This is a genomic window from Bradyrhizobium manausense (assembly GCF_018130615.1).
Taxonomy (GTDB): domain Bacteria; phylum Pseudomonadota; class Alphaproteobacteria; order Rhizobiales; family Xanthobacteraceae; genus Bradyrhizobium; species Bradyrhizobium manausense_A.
Genome location: NZ_JAFCKB010000009.1, coordinates 103,854 through 122,311 on the forward strand (window position 1 = coordinate 103,854; position 18,458 = coordinate 122,311).

General features: G+C 64.8%; 16 protein-coding genes. 9 read left to right on the forward strand and 7 right to left on the reverse strand.

What is annotated here, in order from left to right:
• Window positions 1-142: 142 nt before the first annotated feature.
• Together JQ587_RS18870 and JQ587_RS18875 are read left to right on the forward strand one after the other, a co-directional pair.
• Window positions 143-1,102, forward strand: coding sequence for a lysylphosphatidylglycerol synthase transmembrane domain-containing protein (locus tag JQ587_RS18870; protein WP_212301215.1), 960 nt, complete (start codon window positions 143-145; stop codon window positions 1,100-1,102).
• Between the two features lie 99 nt (window positions 1,103-1,201).
• Window positions 1,202-1,975 (forward strand): glycosyltransferase family 2 protein, encoded by a 774-nt coding sequence (locus JQ587_RS18875; RefSeq protein ID WP_212426230.1) that lies wholly within the window; start codon window positions 1,202-1,204, stop codon window positions 1,973-1,975.
• Here JQ587_RS18875 and JQ587_RS18880 read toward each other — a convergent pair.
• The 4 genes from JQ587_RS18880 to rfaD all read right to left on the reverse strand — a co-directional run bounded on the left by JQ587_RS18880 (window position 1,953) and on the right by rfaD (window position 7,714).
• The gene (locus JQ587_RS18880; RefSeq protein ID WP_212301217.1) at window positions 1,953-3,875 is read right to left on the reverse strand and encodes an SDR family NAD(P)-dependent oxidoreductase; all 1,923 of its coding nucleotides are present in this window, start codon (window positions 3,873-3,875) and stop codon (window positions 1,953-1,955) included. The genes JQ587_RS18875 and JQ587_RS18880 overlap by 23 nt on opposite strands.
• Before the next feature lie 78 nt (window positions 3,876-3,953).
• Window positions 3,954-5,240: an O-antigen ligase family protein gene (locus tag JQ587_RS18885; protein ID WP_212301218.1), complete on the reverse strand. Its 1,287-nt coding sequence runs from the start codon at window positions 5,238-5,240 to the stop codon at window positions 3,954-3,956.
• Window positions 5,237-6,721 (reverse strand): D-glycero-beta-D-manno-heptose-7-phosphate kinase, encoded by a 1,485-nt coding sequence (rfaE1, locus tag JQ587_RS18890; RefSeq protein WP_212426231.1) that lies wholly within the window; start codon window positions 6,719-6,721, stop codon window positions 5,237-5,239. Before rfaE1 ends, JQ587_RS18885 begins: the two co-directional genes overlap by 4 nt.
• Before the next feature lie 12 nt (window positions 6,722-6,733).
• Complete coding sequence (gene rfaD / locus JQ587_RS18895; RefSeq protein ID WP_212426232.1) at window positions 6,734-7,714, reverse strand: ADP-glyceromanno-heptose 6-epimerase; 981 nt, start codon at window positions 7,712-7,714, stop codon at window positions 6,734-6,736.
• Window positions 7,715-7,888: 174 nt separating this feature from the next.
• Between rfaD and waaF the strand changes: the two genes are divergently transcribed.
• Both waaF and JQ587_RS18905 read left to right on the forward strand, forming a co-directional pair.
• Window positions 7,889-8,995, forward strand: coding sequence for a lipopolysaccharide heptosyltransferase II (gene waaF / locus JQ587_RS18900; RefSeq protein ID WP_212426233.1), 1,107 nt, complete (start codon window positions 7,889-7,891; stop codon window positions 8,993-8,995).
• Complete coding sequence (locus tag JQ587_RS18905) at window positions 8,988-9,518, forward strand: D-glycero-alpha-D-manno-heptose-1,7-bisphosphate 7-phosphatase (RefSeq protein WP_212426234.1); 531 nt, start codon at window positions 8,988-8,990, stop codon at window positions 9,516-9,518. Before waaF ends, JQ587_RS18905 begins: the two co-directional genes overlap by 8 nt.
• A gap of 183 nt (window positions 9,519-9,701) precedes the next feature.
• Here JQ587_RS18905 and JQ587_RS18910 read toward each other — a convergent pair whose 3' ends face one another.
• Entirely contained in the window at window positions 9,702-10,739 is a 1,038-nt protein-coding gene (locus JQ587_RS18910) for a glycosyltransferase family 4 protein (RefSeq protein WP_212301223.1), read from the reverse strand.
• A 126-nt stretch (window positions 10,740-10,865) separates the two neighbouring features.
• Here JQ587_RS18910 and galE point away from each other — a divergent pair, with 126 nt between their 5' ends.
• The 3 genes from galE (at window position 10,866) to JQ587_RS18925 (ending at window position 14,539) form a co-directional block, all read left to right on the forward strand.
• Window positions 10,866-11,879, forward strand: a complete 1,014-nt coding sequence (gene galE, locus JQ587_RS18915; protein ID WP_212301224.1) for a UDP-glucose 4-epimerase GalE — start codon at window positions 10,866-10,868, stop codon at window positions 11,877-11,879.
• A 119-nt stretch (window positions 11,880-11,998) separates the two neighbouring features.
• The gene (locus JQ587_RS18920) at window positions 11,999-13,801 is read left to right on the forward strand and encodes an ABC transporter ATP-binding protein (RefSeq protein ID WP_212426235.1); all 1,803 of its coding nucleotides are present in this window, start codon (window positions 11,999-12,001) and stop codon (window positions 13,799-13,801) included.
• Between the two features lie 36 nt (window positions 13,802-13,837).
• A complete protein-coding gene (locus JQ587_RS18925) occupies window positions 13,838-14,539 on the forward strand; it encodes a fumarylacetoacetate hydrolase family protein (RefSeq protein ID WP_071912070.1) in 702 nt (233 codons plus the stop codon).
• A 63-nt stretch (window positions 14,540-14,602) separates the two neighbouring features.
• Here the strand turns inward: JQ587_RS18925 and JQ587_RS18930 are convergent, their stop codons facing one another.
• Both JQ587_RS18930 and JQ587_RS18935 read right to left on the reverse strand, forming a co-directional pair.
• Window positions 14,603-15,943 (reverse strand): MFS transporter, encoded by a 1,341-nt coding sequence (locus tag JQ587_RS18930; RefSeq protein WP_212426236.1) that lies wholly within the window; start codon window positions 15,941-15,943, stop codon window positions 14,603-14,605.
• Between the two features lie 211 nt (window positions 15,944-16,154).
• Window positions 16,155-16,613, reverse strand: coding sequence for a YybH family protein (locus JQ587_RS18935; RefSeq protein WP_212426237.1), 459 nt, complete (start codon window positions 16,611-16,613; stop codon window positions 16,155-16,157).
• A 115-nt stretch (window positions 16,614-16,728) separates the two neighbouring features.
• Here JQ587_RS18935 and JQ587_RS18940 point away from each other — a divergent pair, with 115 nt between their 5' ends.
• Together JQ587_RS18940 and JQ587_RS18945 are read left to right on the forward strand one after the other, a co-directional pair.
• A complete protein-coding gene (locus JQ587_RS18940) occupies window positions 16,729-17,541 on the forward strand; it encodes an amino acid kinase family protein (protein ID WP_212301228.1) in 813 nt (270 codons plus the stop codon).
• A gap of 14 nt (window positions 17,542-17,555) precedes the next feature.
• Window positions 17,556-18,383, forward strand: coding sequence for an amino acid kinase family protein (locus tag JQ587_RS18945; RefSeq protein WP_212426238.1), 828 nt, complete (start codon window positions 17,556-17,558; stop codon window positions 18,381-18,383).
• Window positions 18,384-18,458 lie beyond the last annotated feature (75 nt).

The following is an 18,458-nucleotide window of genomic DNA, read 5'->3' on the forward strand; positions in this document are numbered from 1 at the left end:
CCTCTTTAGCCGGTATCGAGGGGCTCGCAATAGCCCTCCCCATGACAGCTATTGCAAGATCGGCGCCAAAACCATACCAAAGCGGCCGAATTCGGCGCCTCGCGTCGGGTTGCCTCCAATCTTCGCAAACCCTGCGGACGAGATGCGCCGAATCCTGCTGTCGACGGCCAAAATCCTGATCTCCGCGGCGCTGCTCTATCTGGCGCTGCGCAAGGTCGACCTGACCGAGCTATTCTCGCGCTTCACCGCGACCAGCCTGTTCTGGATCGGCATGGCGATCGCGGTGACGTTCCTGCAAATCTTCGTCGGCGTGCTGCGCTGGCGCGAGGTCAGCGCCGCATGCGGTGCGCCGCTCGAGCTCGGCCGCGCCATGCGCTACAACGTGATCGGCTCCTTCTTCAACCAGACCCTGCCGTCCGCGATCGGCGGCGATGCCGTCCGGCTATGGCTGGTGGCACGCGCGGGCGCCGGATGGCGTGCGGCGACCTATTCGATCTTCGTCGATCGCGCGATCGGCCTCGTTGCGCTCGCGATCCTCATCGTCGCAAGCCTGCCCTGGAGCTACGCGCTGATCACCGATCCGAACGGCCGCTCGGCGCTGCTGCTCGTCGACTTCGCAGCCCTTGCCGGCGGCATCGGCTTCCTGGTCTTCGGCGCGCTGAAATGGCCGTGGCTGAAGACCTGGTGGGCCACCCACCACATCCACGCCTGCGCCGTGATCGCCAATCGCGTCATCTTCAGCCGCACGCGCGGACCTGTTATCGCGGTCCTGTCGCTGCTGGTCCACGTGCTTGCCGTCGTCATCGCCTGGTGCGTGGTGCAGTCGATCGCAGCGCCGGTCAGTTTCGCCCAGGTCTTCCTGCTGGTGCCGCCGGTGATGCTGATCACACTGATGCCGATCTCGATCGCCGGCTGGGGCGTGCGTGAAGCGACCATGGGGCTGGCCTTCGGCTTCGCCGGGCTGGCTGCCAATGAGGGCGTCAACATCTCGCTGCTGTTCGGCGCGGTCTCGTTCATTGTGGGCGCATTCGGCGGCCTGGTCTGGATCCTCAGCGCGGAGAAGGCCGCGCAGGGCTCCGCGCCGATCGGAGCGCGTGAATAAGGGTTCACAAGATCGGAACAGGAGCGCCGCGACCGGCCGTCATCTATGAACCTTCGGGCTTGTTCCCTATAGTCTCCGGCGTAGCACCACGGGTCCGGAATGAAGATCAGCGTCATCACAGCCAGCTACAACTCCCAGGCGACGATCGGCGCCACCATTGAATCGTTCCTGGAACAGACGCATCCTGACAAGGAGATGCTGGTCGTCGACGGCGCCTCGAAGGATGCGACGCTGAAGATCGTGGAGTCGTTCGGCGCCAGCGAGATCCGGGTGATCTCCGAGCCCGACAAGGGCGTCTACGACGCCATGAACAAGGGGCTACACCTGTTCAAGGGCGACGCGATCGGCTTCCTCAATTCTGACGACACGTTCCACGATGAGGGTGCGCTGGCGGCGATCGCGGCGGCGCTGGAACGGGCCGACGTCGTCTATGGCGACCTCGACATGGTCACCGATCATCAATCCAAGGCCCTGGTGCGGGCCTGGCGTGGCGGCCAGTATGGTCGCTACTCGTTTCAGCTCGGCTGGGTTCCGCCGCATCCGACCTTCTACATGCGGCGCCAGGTCGCCGAGAAGGTCGGCGACTACGATCTGACTTACGTCACGACCGCCGATTACGATTATATGCTGCGTGCGCTGGCGCTGAACGACTACAGGGTCGCCTACCTTCCGCGCGTCATCGCCGATTTTCAGATGGGCGGCATCAGCACCAGAGGCTGGCGCGTGACCTTGCGCGCCAATCTGGAGTGCCTGCGGTCGCGCCAGCAGCACCTGAACGCGCCGGTCATCGACGCCGCGTTCTTCCTGCGCTTTGCCCGGCGGATCTTTCAGCTCCGTTCGACGGCGCCTCTCAAGACGCAGCGCTCGCGTTGACGCCGAACTCCGGAACGGCATCCTTCAGGATGGTCCTGATGGTGGCGCGATCGTCATGCGCGATGGCAACCTCGAGCGCGGATATCCATTTGCGCAATATCTGCATCGGCGGCTCGTTCGGTTTCGCCGCCATGACGCCGGCAACCCCGATATCGACAGTCGGCTCCTCGGAGGCGAACAGGATTTCGTTCAGCCGTTCGCCCGGCCTCATGCCGCTGAACACGATGTCGATGTCGTGGCCGGGCTGCAAACCAGAAAGCCGGATCATCCGCTCCGCCAGATCGACGATCTTCACCGGCTGCCCCATGTTCAGCACGTAGACGGAGACGTCGAACCGCTTGGCGCCGAGCGCGTGGGTGGCGGCCGTGATGACGAGGTCGCAGGCTTCGCGGATGGTCATGAAATACCGGACCATGTCCGGATGCGTCACGGTGACAGGACCACCGGCCTCGATCTGGGCCTTGAACTTCGGCACCACCGATCCGTTCGACGCCAGCACGTTGCCGAACCGGACCGAGATGAAACGCATCGCCGGTTTGCTGCCGCCGGCCTGCGCGACGAGGTCGTGGTCGAGCGCCTGGCAATACATCTCCGCGAAGCGCTTGGTCAGACCGAGCATCGAGACCGGCTCGATCGCCTTGTCGGTCGAGATCATCACCATGGCCTCAGCGCCTGCCGCGAGTGCGGCATCGGCCACGTTGATCGAGCCGAAGATGTTGGTCTTGACGCCCTCGCTCCAGTCCCGCTCCAGGATCGGAACGTGCTTGAGCGCGGCGGCGTGAAACACGATGTCCGGCTTGAACTCCGCCATCAGGCGCGCGATGCGCTCGCGGTCGCGGATATCGGCGATCCGGCCTTCGATCTCGGCACCGGAACCGCGCGCGGCAAGCGCCTCGGTGACCGCATAGAGAGCCGGCTCCGAATTCTCGACGATCAGGAGGCGCGCCGCACCGAAGGCAACCACGCGCTCGCAGATCTCCGAGCCGATCGAGCCGCCACCGCCGGTGACGATGACGCTCTTGCCATTGATCAGGGTTTCGAGACGCGCGTAGTCGATCGTCTCGCTCGGGCGCAGCAGCAGGTCCTCGACGGCCACCGTGGTGAGCCGCGGCATGTCGCCCTGCTCGAGCGACGGCAGGCGGCTGACCATCACACCAAGCCGTCGCGACCGCATCAGCACGGACTCAGGACGCGATTCCGGCTCGAAGGCGGAAGGCGTCATCACCACCCGGGCGATCGACTTGTTGCGCTTGGCGAAGCTGCCGATGATGTCTTCGATGTCGTCGATCGCACCGACGACCGGCACGTTGCGGATGAGCTGGCCGAGATCGGCCCGGGACGGCGACAGCACCCCGACCGGCCGCAGGTGCTTGATGGCGCCGCTCTCGACGCCGCGCAGCACGACCTCGGCGTCGGCGGCGCGGCCGATCAGGAGCGTGGGTGCGGCATTCTCGGTCCTGACGTGGTGCATCACGCGGGTATAGCGGAAATAGCGATAGGTCAGCCGCAGCGCGCTCAGCGCGGAGATTTCCAGGAACCAGTACAGGACGATGGTGATCTTGCCGAGAAAGAAGGTTCCGTGCACGTTCGGCGCGACGAAGATGTAGTCGAGCACGAGAAGAGCGACGGTGAGCACCGTCGCGGCGCGGATGATGTTCAGCGCATCCGGCAGCGAGATGAAGCGCCACTTCGTGGTCGTCAGATTGAAGACGAAGAAGACGACCACGCTGAAGGCGAGAAAATAGGGCAGGATCTGCAGCAGCAACGGCAAGCGGGCCGAGAAATCCGGACCACCCTCGAAGCGCAGATAGAACGCAACGAACAGGGCCGCGGCCGTCGCCACCACGTCGTGAAGCGCGATCAGGAAATTACGCAAGGTAAGATGCGAAAAACGCGTCATCGGCCGGCCGAATATCCCCAAGATTGCAATCTGAGCGCTGATAGCGCATCTCGCCGGGACTTGCCAGCGCTCCGGAGCTCAGCTGCGAGCTTCTCCCGCGCTCCGGCCGGCCCGGCGTGAATTGAGCACCATGCCGCCGGCAACCCCGACACCAAGCACATACATCCATCCCTCGTGAAAGTCGAAAAGGTGGGAGTTGAACAGTGAGGTGAATATGTTCTGGACCACGACCAGCAAGCCGATCCAGTTGGCCAGCGCATCGCCGCGGAACAAAAGCAGATGCAGCCCCCACATCGCATACAGGATGATGATGCCGATAACGCCCCATTGCACGGCCACGTTCAGCGTCTGGTTATGGGGATTGCCGATCACCTCGCTCGAGGCCTGGTAGGCGCCACCGGTCGCCGCCTGCTCGAACAGGCCGCGCGTCGAGCCGGTTCCATGGCCAACCACCGGCGCCTCAGCGAAGAAAATCAGCGATTTGCGCCAGAACTCGAGCCGCAGTCCGATCGAGGTGGGGATGCCCTGCTCCTTGTAGAGCTTGTACTGGGTTGAGAACGTTTCAATCGTCGTGTGCAGCTTCGACGAGGTGTTCCAGGCCAACACGGCGAGGACCGCGAGAGCCGCGAAGATGATCAAGACGCTGCGCCATTTCAAATGCAGCAGCCCGAACACCGCCAGCATGATCGGCACCGTCACGAGCGCCGTGCGCGAGATCACCACGAAGGCCATGTTGACGAAGAAGCTGAGCGCGATCGCCCCCAGCAGCGCGGCCAGCCAGACCCGCTTCTGCTGCAGCAGCTTCACGATCGGAAACGCAAGCGCGACCGCGCACAGCGTGAACTCCTGGCTCTGGTCGATATAGTTCTTGACGAAGATGCCGCGCGAGTTGGGTTCATCCGGCTTCAGCGAGAGCGTTGGATGGAGAAACACCAGCCAGGACATCACCGACAGCAGCGCACAGGAGACGAGAAACGCGATAAACACGAGGTGCCCGCGCGACGAGCGTTCGAAATGATAGAACAGGACCGGGAGCACGAGCAGCTTCGTCGTCGGGTTCACGGCGTAGAGCCGCGCGCCCCAGGGCGCCCCCGACCACAGCGTGCCGACCAGCGCGAGCACGAACAGTGCGATCGGCAGCGCGCAGATCGGTCGCTTCAGTGACTCCAGGAAATCCCTGAGGTCGAGAAACGGCACCATGCAGATCAGCATCGCGACATTGAAGATCGCCGCGAGCGAGGTCGACCAGGGCAGCGAGGCCGCGGTCAGGATGGCAAACAGGTCGACCGTCTCGGACCATGCCGCCGGACTGCGTAGCCGCCGGTTCACCGTTCCCCACACCGACTCGCGCGCGAGCTCCGTCACTTCGTTTCTCCGCGCGCGCGGTGAACCAGCGCGGTGGTGCTGAAACCCTTGAGAATGTCGACCAGCACGACCACCCCGCCCGCGGCCTCGACGACCTCGTGGCCGACCACCTGCTCGCGGGTATAGTCGCCGCCCTTCACCAGCACGCTCGGCGTGATGCGCGTGATCAGGTCGATCGGCGTGTCCTCTTCGAAGATGACGACGAGATCAACGGCTTCGAGCGCGGCCAGCACCTCGGCACGCGCCCGCTCGTCCTGGACCGGGCGATCTGCGCCCTTCAGCCGCCGCACCGAGGCGTCGCTGTTGAGCCCGACGACAAGGCGATCGCAGGCGGCGCGCGCCGCGGTCAGCACCTTGACGTGGCCGGGATGCAGGATGTCGAAGCAGCCATTGGTGAAGCCGACGCGCAGCCCTTGGCCGCGCCATTCGGCGAGCCGGGCCTCGAGCGCGCCGGGCGCGCTCACGACCTTCTCCTCGGCCGCGAGAGTGGCATGCGGCAGGATCTTCCGGCGCAGCTCGTCGGCACTCACGCTGGCCGTGCCCTGCTTGCCGACGGCGACGGCGGCGGCGGCACTCGCCATGCGCAGCGCCGTGTCCCAATCCGCACCCGCCGCGATCGAAACCGCGAGCGCGGCAGCGACGGTGTCGCCGGCGCCGGAGACGTCGCGCACCTTCACCGGGAAAGCGGGAACGTGGACGGCCTCGCCCTGGCGCGGCACCAGCGTCATGCCGTGTTCACCCTGCGTGACCAGGATCGCCTCGCAATCGGCAAGCCGCATCACGTCCTCACTGGCATCGACGATGCTCTGCGGCGTATCGGCGCGGCTGCGGGTGGCTTCCGCAAATTCCTTGCGGTTGGGCGTCAGCAGCGTGGCGCCGCGATAGATCGCCCAATTCAGGCTCTTGGGATCGACAATCACGGGCTTGCCAGCTTTTCGCGCCGCATCGATGGTGTGGCGGATCACACGTGCGGTCAGCACGCCCTTGGCGTAGTCGGACAACAGCACGATATCGGCGCGCGCGATCTGCGGCAGGATCGCCTCGATCAGCCTGGTCTCGACCTCATCGGAAGCCGCTACCGCCTGCTCCCAATCCGCGCGAAGCATATGCGTGGAGAAATGCTCGGAAACAAAACGAACCTTTCGCGTGGTCGGCCGCGATGGATCGCACACCAGCGCGCTCTCGATGCCGGCATGGTCCGCCAGCGCGGTCTTGAGCCGCGCTCCTGCATCGTCCTCGCCGACGAGGCCGACGAAGACACAGCGCGCGCCGAGCGAAGCGATATTGCGTGCGACGTTGCCGGCGCCACCGATATGGATCTCGCTGCGCTGGGCCGCGATCACGGGGGTCGGTGCTTCCGGCGAGATCCGCGACACCTCGCCATAGACGAACTCGTCCAGCATGATGTCGCCGATGCAGAGCACCGTGCGGCCGGAGATGGCTTGCGCGAGGGCATCGAAATCAAGAATGGGCGTCGGCATGGCGATGGGGCCTTAACGGAAGCGATCGGGCCGGTCGAGATAATCCCCGACATAGGCCTTCACTGCGTCCTCGAGCGTCGTGAAGCCGCCGTTATAGCCGGCACGGTGGAGACGATCGACCTTGCTCTCGGTGAAATACTGGTAGCTGCCGCGGATCTGCTCGGGCATGTCGACATATTCGATGTTGGGTCGGGCGCCGAGCGCGGCATAGGCAGCCAGCATCAGCTCCCTGAAGCTGCGCGCCCTGCCGGTGCCGACATTGAACAGGCCGGACACCGCAGGCGTCGCAAGCAGCCACATGATCACGCGCACGACATCGTCGACATAGATGAAATCGCGGCGCTGGTCGCCGTCGGCGATGCCGTCGCGATGCGACTTGAACAGCTGCACGACGCGGCCCGCCTTGATGTCGTCGAACCGGCGCGCCAGCACGCTCATCATCGCGCCCTTGTGGTATTCGTTCGGGCCGAACACGTTGAAGAATTTCAGGCCGGCCCATTGCGGCGGCAGCTTGTCGCCGTTCGCGACGCGCCCGGCGACCGCAAGATCGAACAGCTGCTTGCTCCAGCCGTAGAGATTCATCGGCCGCAGCTTCTTCAGCGCCGGCAGCGAGGCGTCGTCGTCGAAGCCTTCCGTGCCGTCGCCATAGGTCGCCGCCGAGGACGCGTAGATTAGCGGCACTGCGCCCGCCGTGCACCAGTCGAGCAGGCGCATCGAGAAACGGAAATTGGTCTCGATCACGAGATCACCGTCGGTCGCGGTGGTCTCGGAAATCGCTCCGAGATGGATCACGGCATCGAGCTTGCGGCCCTTCAGCCAGTCAGGCAGCTCGGCCGGGGGAACGATATCCACAAGCTGTCGCTTGGCGAGATTGCGCCACTTGCCGTCGCTGCCCAGTAGGTCGCAGACCACGACGTCGCTGCGGCCGGCCTCATTCAGCGCAGCCACGACATTCGATCCGATAAAACCGGCCCCGCCGGTCACCAGCAACATTCCAATTACCCTGCCCGAGTTTTGCGGCCCCGATACCTGCCGTAGCGCATCATCTGCCAAAGTGTAAGCATTTTGGGACCGACGCTTTTGGACTGGCGCTCTCCCGGCTTTACCTGCCGCCCCGGAGCGGCTAACCGAACCGCCAGATCAGCTTGGCCTCGGTCCTAATAACGAATGAACCTAGATTCGCAACTTAGCGGAAGCGCAGATCGGAGCGACACACGCCCGATCCTGATCGTCCCCTACATGTGGATTGGCGACTTCGTCCGGAATCACACCGTCGTCCGGGTCCTGAAGGAGCGCTGGCCGAATCGGCCGGTCGATCTCCTGACCACATCCCTTTGCGCCCCACTGGTCGATTATATGCCGGGCGTGCGTCAGGGCATCGTCTGGGACCTGCCCCGCGGCCGCCTTGCCGTGGGCCGCCAGTTCGGCCTGGCGCGGCTCCTGCGCGAGCGGAACTACGGCACGGCCCTGGTGCTGCCCCGGACCTGGAAGGCGGCCATTGCGCCCGCGCTGGCCGGCATCCCCGAAAGGGTCGGCTTCGTCGGCGAGTTCCGGTTCGGCCTGCTCAACCGCTGGCGCTGGGGCGAGAAGAAGCTGCCCCGCTTCATCGACAAGAACGCCGCCCTGGCCCAGCCCGATGGCGCGCCCCTGCCCCCGGAATGGCCGGTGCCGCAATTGCGGGTGCCGGCAGACGAGATCGCCCGCTGGCGCCAGGCCAATGACCTCAGCGCCGGTGCCGCCGTGGCGCTCGCCCCCGGCTCGGTCGGGGTGTCGAAGCGCTGGACCTACTATCCGGAAGCCGCCCGCCTGCTGGTCGAGCGCGGGCTGGAGGTCTGGGTGGTCGGCGGCCCCGCCGAAAAAGGCCTCGCCCAGGAGATCGTCGCCGCCGGTGGCGAGGGGACCGCTGGCGGCCCCGGGACCGCTGGCGGCCCTGGGGTGCGGGACCTCACCGGCAATGATCTTCGCAACGGCGTCCTCGCCATGGCCGCCGCTGGCGTTGCGATCTCCAACGATTCGGGCCTGATGCATATCGCGGCCGCCTTGGGCACGCCCACCATGGGCATCTTCGGCCCGACCAGCCCCTATCTCTGGGCACCCCTCAACGGCCTCGCCGCGACCGTGGTCCAGACCAGGAGCGTGCTCGCCTGCCAGCCCTGCCAGAGCACGATCTGCAAGATGAACGATCACCGCTGCATGCGGGACATCGCCGCGCAGGACGTGGTCGATATCGCAAGAGACGTGCTTGCGAGGACGCAGGGACTTGCCAATGTCTGACAGTCGCGCGCCGAAGCCCGCCGCCTTCCTCGATCGCGACGGTGTCATCAATCATGACGATGCCTATATCGGCACGCGCGACCGCATCCGCTGGATGCCCAACGTCGCCAATGCTATTCGCCGCCTCAACGAGAGCGGCTATTGGGTGTTCGTCTTCACCAACCAGTCCGGCGTCGCGCGCGGCCTCTTCACCGAGAACGATGTGAACACGCTGCACGGCTGGATGCGCAACGAACTCGCCCGTGACGGCGCGCGGATCGATGACATCCGCTTCTGTCCGCATCATCCGCAGGGAACGGTCGCCGGCTACATCGGGGAGCATGAGTGGCGCAAGCCCGCGCCCGGCATGTTGCGCGATCTCATCCTGCACTGGCCCGTGCAGCTCGACGGCAGCTTCGTGATCGGAGATCAGCCGAGGGACATCGAGGCTGGCAATGCGCTCGGACTGCCGGGCTTCCTCTTCCCGGGCGGCGACCTCGACGCCTTCGTGAGCGACGTGCTGGCGCAGATCAGGCGGGTGTAGAGGCCTGCGATCTGGCATCCGCTGGACGCTTCGCGATGGTGGCAATCTAGCGGTGTTTTGCCCGACGGATCAACTGAATTTCGTAAAATCCGCATTCACGTGATGCCTGGCCGGCAAGCCATTGATTTTGCTGCCCGCGGCTACTGTGCATGGGGTTGTTTTCGCGATTTGGTCAGCTCTCACTCAGAGCAGCGGCCGATAGACCTCGCCGATCCGCGCCGCTTCCGCATCAAGACTGAACTTTGCAAGCACGCGCTCGCGACCGCGCTCGCCCATCTTCGTCGCTACAGCCACATCGCGCATCATCGGATCGAGCGCCGCCGCCAGCGCCTCCGCGTCGCCGGTCGGGATCAGCACACCGGACACGCCATCCTCGACCACGAGCCCGGCCGCACCGGCGCGCGCAGCGACGAGCGCGCTGCCGGCCGCCATCGCCTCGATCAGGGTGAGGCCAAAACCTTCGTTGCGCGACGTGAAGGCATAGATCGTCAGCCGCTGATACCAGCGCTGCACCTCCTCGATCGGCAGCTCACCGGTGATGACGATGCGCGCTTGCAGGCCAGCTGCTTCGATACGCTTCTTCAGATCATTCGCAAACGGCGTCTGCTCGGCCGTGACCTGGCCGACGATCACGGCCGTGAAATCCGGATAGCGCGGTAGCAGCCGGCACATCGCATCGACGAACACATCGGTGCCCTTCTGCGCCCGCACGCGACCGAAGCAGCCGATGGCGTAACGGCCCGGCAAGCCGCTTTCCGCGAAGGCCGCCGCGCGATCAATCGGCGGCGCGTAGACGTCGGTGTCGACGCCATGCGGGATCACCGTTGCCTTCACTTTCAGGAACGAAGCCGAGATGTCCGATGTCGCGATGATCGCGTCCATCTGCCGGATCAGCCAGCGTGTGATCCAGCTGTGATGGCGCTGCGCCGCCGAGGTGAACACCAGCTTGAGCGGCCAACCGAGTGCGCGGAGCAGCACGCCTGCGATCATCTCGTTGTTGCGCCGCGCATGCCAGATCAGCGGTGTCTTGCGACGCCACAGCTTTAGGACATCGGCGACGCCCAGCCGTGCGATCCCCTCCGGCGCGTCCGAGCCGAACCACGCCGCGCGGTACAGCTTTGCCAGCCGCGGCGCCACCATCCGGTTGGTCGCGGTGACCCCGGAATAGCGCCTGTGCAGATTTGGCACGATCACGTCGAGATCGCCGGGGGGATTGGCCACTTCACGCTCCATTCAGCAGGCCCCCTATACGCAACATTAAGCATAGTGACCAGTTCAGGGCTGCCGATACCCCCTCTTCACCACGCAGACGCTAGCATCCCGCGTTGATCGAAGACGGGTGAGATCATGACTGTGCTAGTCACCGGCGGCGCCGGCTATATCGGAAGTCACACGGTCCTGGCGCTGGCGGAAGCCGGCGAGGACGTCGTCGTGATCGACGATCTCTCCACCGGTTTCTCGGCATACCTGCCGGAAGGCGTGCCGCTGTTCATTGGCGATGCCGGCGACGAGAACCTGCTCGAGGGCGTGATCGCCCAGCACAACATCGAGAGCATCATCCATTTTGCGGGCTCGGTGGTCGTGCCGGATTCGATGCGCGATCCGCTCGGCTATTACCGCAACAATTTCATGACCGCGCGCAACCTGCTCAACGTCGCAGTGAAGCGCGGCATCCACCGCTTCATCTTCTCCTCGACCGCCGCCGTCTACGGTAATCCGGACCAGGTGCCGGTGCCCGAGCACGCGCCGACGCGGCCGCTGTCGCCCTATGGCTCGTCGAAGCTGATGACCGAGATCATGCTGCACGACGTCGCCGCCGCCTACGGCATGCAATACGTGACGCTGCGTTATTTCAACGTTGCGGGTGCCGATCCGCAGGCCCGTATCGGACTTGCCACCGTCGGTGCCACGCATCTGCTCAAGATCGCGGTGGAAGCCGCGACCGGTCAGCGCGCCAAGATCGACGTGTTCGGCACCGACTATCCGACCCAGGACGGCAGCTGCATCCGCGACTTCATCCACGTCACGGACCTCTCGCAGGCGCATCGCTCGGCGCTGGCCTATCTGCGCAATGGCGGCGCCTCGACCACGCTGAATTGCGGCTATGGCCGCGGCTATTCGGTGCTGGAGACCATCGACGCCGTGCGGCGGGTGTCAGGCCGCAGCTTCGCCGTGCAATACGCCCCACGCCGGCCCGGCGACATCATGACCATGGTCGCCGACACCAGCCGCATCCGCGGCCTGCTCGACTGGAAGCCGCAATATGAGGATCTCGAGACCATCGCGGCGCACGCGCTGGCCTGGGAGGACAAGCTCTTCCGCGAGCGCCACGGCGAGCTCCGCCACGCCGTCTCGGCCTAAAATCCATCCGGGCGCAAGTCCTTAATTGGGCTTGAAAAGCGGCGCTTTAGCGGGCACAGAGGCCCTTCGATCCCTGACGCGCGGGCAGGCTTTTCGCCTTGGCCGTCAATGGACTACGGATGGCCCAGTTTCCAAAGAAAATCACCGACGATCCCTATGGGGCGATGGTTCTCATTCGCCGCCTGGTCATGGAACAGGGCGTCATCTACTGGCGGCGCTACCTCGTTGCCTTTGCGCTGATGGCGGCTGCCGCGGGCGCCACCGCAGGCGCGACCTATGTGCTCGGCCAGGTCATCAACCAGGCCTATGTCGACAAGAACATCCCGGGCATCGCGATGTACTCGGGCATCACGGTGATCCTGCTGTTCATCAAGGGCGTGGCGACCTACGGCCACATGGTGATCCTGACCAAGATCAGCAACGCCATCCTCGCCACCAACCAGCGCCAGCTGTTCGCCAAGCTGATGCGCGAGAGCGTCGGCTTCTTCTCCGAGCGACATTCATCCGAGTTCCTGGCGCGGCTGACCGCCGGTGCCAAGTCGATCACCGACGTGCTCAATATGCTGGTCAACGCCATCGGGCGCGACCTCTTGATGCTGCTCGCCATGATCGGCGTGATGGTGTGGCAGGATCCGTTGATGTCGCTGATCGGCCTCGTCGCAGTGCCGCCGGCGATGCTGGTGCTGCGCAAGCTGGTCAAGCGCATCAAGGGCCTGGCCTACAACCAGTTCACCGGCACGGCCGACATCATGGAGACGATGCAGGAATCGCTGCAGGGCATCCGCACGGTCAAGGCGTTCACGCTCGAAGACACCATGCAGAAGCGCATCGACGAGAACATCGCGATCGTCGAGCGCAATGCCAACAAGATGGCCCGCGTCGCCAACCGCTCCAACCCGCTGATGGAAATGCTCGGCGGTTTCGCGGTCGCCGGCTGCTTGCTCTATGGCGGCTATAGCGTGGTCGCACTCAACGCCACGCCCGGCGCGTTCTTCTCGTTCATGACCGCGTTCCTGATGGCGACCGAGCCGGCCAAGCGGCTGGCGCGGCTGAATATCGATTTGAACAGCCAGCTTGTCGGCGCGCGCATGCTGCTCGAAGTCGTCGACAGCCCGGCGAGCGAACACTCCGACGACGACAAGCCGGCGCTGAAATTGTCCGACGCGCGGATCGAGCTGCGCGATGTCAGCTTCTCCTATCGTACCAATGAGACCGTGCTTAACCGCATGAGCTTCATTGCCGAGCCCGGCAAGGTCACCGCACTGGTAGGCCCTTCCGGCGGCGGCAAGTCCACCGTGCTGGCGCTGCTGCTGCGGTTCTACGAGGTGACGCAAGGTGACATCGTGATCGACGGCCAGCCGATCGGCGCGGTCTCGCGCAAATCGCTGCGGGCGCAGACCGCCTATGTCGGCCAGGACGTCTATCTGTTCCGCGACACCATCCGCAACAACATCGCCTTCGGCAAACCCGGTGCGACCGAAGACCAGATCATTGACGCCGCCAAGGCCGCGTGCGCGCATGATTTCATCATGGGCTTCCCGCTCGGCTACGACACGCCGGTCGGCGAGCACGGCGCGCAAGTGTCGGGCGGCCAGCGCCAGCGCATAGCGGTGGCGCGCGCGCTGCTCAAGAACGCGCCGATCATCCTGCTCGATGAGGCTACCGCCGCACTCGATTCCGAGTCGGAGAAGCAGGTGCAGGAGGCGATCGAGCATCTCTGCCAGAACCGCACCACCATCGTGATCGCGCACCGTCTGCACACGATCATGCACGCCGACAGCATCCTGGTGGTCGAGGGCGGCGAGATCGTCGAGCAGGGCCGGCATGACGAGCTGCTGCGCCGCTCCGGCCGCTACGCCTCGTTCTTCCGCCTGCAACATCACGACGCCGGCGCTCTGGCGCCAATCAGCGCGACCGCATAGAATTCCTCATCACCTCAAGAGCAGCGAGACCGCTTCATGAACGCCGCCTCCTACGTCATCCCGCTTCCGCCCCAGGCTTCGCTCCCCGTCGTCGGCGAGTCCGGCCGCTATCCGGTGCGCCGCATCTGGTGCGTCGGCCGCAACTATCTCGAGCACATTCGCGAGATGGGCAATGACGAGCGCGCCCCGCCGTTCTTCTTCGCCAAGCACGCCGACATGCTGGTGCCCGATGGCGCCACCATTCCCTATCCGCCCCTGACCAAGGATTTGCACCACGAGGTCGAGCTGATCGTCGCGATGAAGAGCGGCGGGCTCAACATCCCCGCCGACAAGGCCCTCGACCACGTCTACGGCTATGCCGTCGGCATCGACCTCACCCGCCGCGACCTCCAGATCGCCTCGCGCAAGAAGGAGCGTCCGTGGGAGATCGGCAAGTCGTTCGACGGCTCCGCCCCGTGCTCCGCGGTGCAGCCGGCCTCGAAGATCGGCCATCCTGCCAAGGGCAAGATCTGGCTCACGGTCAACGGCAAGGAAGCCCAGAAGGGCGACCTCACCGAGCTGATCTGGAACGTCCCGGAGATCATCTGGCAGCTTTCACAGCAGGTGAAGCTCGCCGCCGGCGACATCATCATGACGGGAACACCGGCCGGCGTGTCGCAGCTCCAGCCGGGCGACAAGCTCGAATGCGGCGTCGATGGTGTCGGCACGCTGAAGGTGAGCATCGGCCAACCGGAGTAGGCCGAACTCGATATCGCGGAAGATGCAAAGCCCCGGATATCGCATCCGGGGCTTTTTGCGGCCTCAAGTCCGCCGCTCGTGCGCAGCCACCGCGTTGATGTCCTTGCCGGTATAATCGGTCATCATGGCGGTCGCGACCAGCGTCATGACCGCGCAAATCGCGATATAGACCGCGATCGCAGTCGCCGAGTGGAACGTACCGAACAACCAAGTGGCGATCAGCGGCGCGGGTCCGCCGGCGATCACGGATGCAAGCTGATAGCCGAGCGAGGAGCCGCTGTAGCGCAAGCGTCCGGTAAAGCTCTCGGCGATCAAGGCGGCTTGCGGTCCGTACTGCATGTCGTGCGGAATCAGCGACAGGATGATCGCGAGAAAGATGATGGTCAGCGATCCCGTGTTGAGCATTGCGAAATAGATGAAGCCGAAGACACCCGTCACGGCAGCCCCGATCATATACATGTTCTTGCGGCCGATCTGATCGGAGATATGTCCGCACAGCGGGATCGAGACGAACGACAGCACTGACGCTGCGAGCACCGCGGTCAGCAGGAAGTCGCGCGAGACGTGGAGGGTGCCGATGCCATAGGAGAAGACAAAGGCGGTGAAGATGTAAAACGGAGCCTGCTCCGACATCCGCGCGAATGCCGACAGCAGGATCTCCTTCGGGTGTTCCCGGATCACCGTCAGCATCGGTGTGCGGTCGACCTGACGTTCGGCCACGAGCTTCGAGAACACCGGCGTTTCGAGAATGCCGAGGCGGATATAGAGGCCGACGCCGACCAGGATGATGCTGAGCGCAAACGGAATACGCCAGCCCCACGCCAGGAACTGGTCGCCCGCCATTTGGCTGAAGGCCAGCACCGCGAGATTGGCGAGGAACAGGCCGCACGGCACGCCGAATTGCGGCCATGACGCGATCAATCCACGAGATCGGTCGTCGCGGGCCCATTCCATCGACATCAGCACCGAGCCGCCCCATTCGCCGCCGACGCCGACGCCCTGAATGAATCGCAGCACGGTCAGGATCACGGCCCCCCAGATGCCGATGCTCGCATAGGTCGGCACCACGGCCACCGCGGCGGTCGCCAGTCCCATCAGCAGCAGCGTCGCGATCAGCGTCGATTTGCGTCCGATGCGGTCGCCATAGTGCCCGAAGATTGCCGCGCCGATCGGGCGCGCGACGAAGCCGACCGCGTAGATCGCAAACGCCTCCAGCGTCCCGACCCAGGGGTCTGAGTGCGGAAAGAAGAGCTTTGCGAATACCAGACCCGTCACGGTGCTGTAGAGGAAGAAATCATACCATTCGATCGCGGTCCCGACCGTGGAGGCGATCACGGCGCGACGAAGCTGGCGCTGATGCTCGGATGCAGTGAGTTGTGTGACGTCGAGGCCAAGTGTTGCCATGGGAAGATCTCCCTCGGACGGCCCCCGATTGCGCGTTTTCACCGGTTGTTCGTTGAGGAACAAACGAAGTTGGGTTCCAAGGGTTCCGGCGAGCCTGGAACGAGCGCTTAAAACTTTAGTCGGCCAACCAAGCCCGGCGGAGTCGACTGCAGCCGGCCTCCACGGGGCTTGCGCCGCACAAAGACCCGCCATGATGCCGGATGGCTTCGCCCTACCAGGCCTTCACCGGTCGGTTGGCGTGGCTCGCCTGTGGCACACCGCGATTGAGCGACATGTGCGAATGTACGCACAGCCAGCCATCTGCATTCTTCGAAAAGGTCATGGTTGCGCGGCCGGGGCGCGGAAACGAACTGCCATCGGAATGATAGCCCGTGCTCGTCCATGGCGCGATCACGGTCGCTAACGTGCCGTCGGCGGACGCGAGTATCGAGGCCTGGTCGAGCACGAAGCGGAAGTCCGTCGTCTTGGGCCAGACGTTATTCCATTGCGTCGTGACCCACTGATCGAGGCCGGGAATGACGTCATTATGCGTGCCGAAGGCAAGTACGTCCGGGTGAAACAGCGGCCGCGCCGAGGCGTAATCGACCTCGCGGACATGTCCCGAGAAAGTCTCCAGCCATTGGCGGAAGAATTGCACGATCTCGGTGTTCGCAAGTGGCAACGGGGCCATTGCCTGCTCCATGTTTGGCGGCTAAATCGCGGCGACCTTGTTGCCACGGACCGACAGGTGCAGCAAGATTCGATCCGCCGCAGAGATTGCATCAGAAAACGAGAGGATGTCTCGGATGTCGCATATGATCACGGAGCTCGAGGGGCTGCTGATGCAGCGCTCGCTCACCGACCCGCAGCTTGTCGCTGCGGCCGAGAAGGCCTCGGACTTCCGCATCCTGCCGGATGCGACCGTCATTAAGATCGGCGGTCAGAGCATGATCGATCGCGGCCGGGCCGCGGTCTATCCTGTTGTCGAGGAGATCGTTGCGGCCCGTAAAGCCCACAAGCTCCTGATCGGGACCGGCGCCGGCACCCGCGCGCGCCACCTTTATTCGATCGCCGCAGGGCTTCGCCTGCCGGCCGGCGTGCTGTCTCAGCTCGGCGCCTCCGTCGCCGACCAGAATGCCGCCATGCTGGGGCAATTGCTCGCCAAGCACGGCATCTCCGCCGTCAGCAGCGCCGGGCTGTCCTCGGTGCCGCTGTTCCTTGCCGAAGTGAACGCGGTGATCTTCAGCGGCATGCCGCCCTACAGTCTGTGGATGCGACCCGCGGCCGAAGGCGTGATCCCGCCCTACCGCACCGATGCCGGATGCTTCCTCGTCGCCGAGCAGTTCGGCTGCAAGGCGATGATCTATGTGAAGGACGAGAACGGGCTCTACACGGCCAACCCGAAGACCTCGAAGAACGCCACCTTCATCCCGAAAATCTCTGTCGCGGAGATGAAGGCCAAGGGCCTGCAGGACTCGATCCTCGAATTCCCGGTGCTCGATCTTCTCACCGCGGCGCGCCACGTCCGCGAGGTGCAGATCATCAACGGCCTCGTCCCCGGCAATCTCACCCGTGCGCTCGCGGGCGAGCATGTCGGCACCATCATCACCGCGAGCTGAAGAGCACCACCGTCATGGCTGACACCAACCAGATCAAGCACGTCGCCTCGCCGCTCGCGCGCCAGACCCTTCTGGACAGCGACCTCACCCGCCCCGTTGCCGGCAATCGTCCGATCAAGCTCCTGCCCTGGCTGCAGGTCATCAAGATCGGCGGCCGCATCATGGACCGCGGTCACGAGGCGATCCTCCCCCTCGTCGACGAGTTGCGCGCGCTGCTGCCCGAGCATCGCCTGCTCATCCTGACCGGCGCCGGCATCCGCGCCCGGCATCTCTACAGCGTCGGTCTCGACCTCGGCCTGCCTGTGGGCTCGCTCGCGCCGCTCGCCGCTAGCGAGGCCGGCCAAAACGGCCATATCCTAGCCAGCCTGCTTGCGCCCGAGGGCGTCTCCTATGTCGAGCATCCGACCATCGCGAGCCAGCTCGCGATCCACCTCAGCGCGGCGCGCGCGGTTGTCGGCAGCGCCTTCCCGCCCTATCATCATCACGAGTTCCCGACCTCGCGCATCCCGCCGCATCGCGCCGACACCGGCGCCTTCCTGCTCGCCGATGCGCTCGGGGCCGCCGGCCTCACGATCGTGGAGGACGTCGATGGCGTCTACACGGCCGATCCCAATGGCGCCGATGGCAACAAGGCCGAGCTGCTGAAGCAGACCAGCTTTGCAGAGCTTGCCAGACTGACGGGCACGCTGCCGTTCGATCCCGCGCTGCTCGAGGTGATGGCAAATGCGCGACACATCGCACGGGTGCAGGTGGTGAACGGCCTCGTGCCCGGCCGGATCAGCGCGGCGCTGCGTGGGCAGCATGTGGGATCAATCATTCAGACTGGTATCAAGCCCGCGTAACGCCACGCCAAAGCTGCGCAACCAACAAAGCCCCGGAGCGCACTCCGGGGCTTTGTGACGACGAGATCGTAGGGC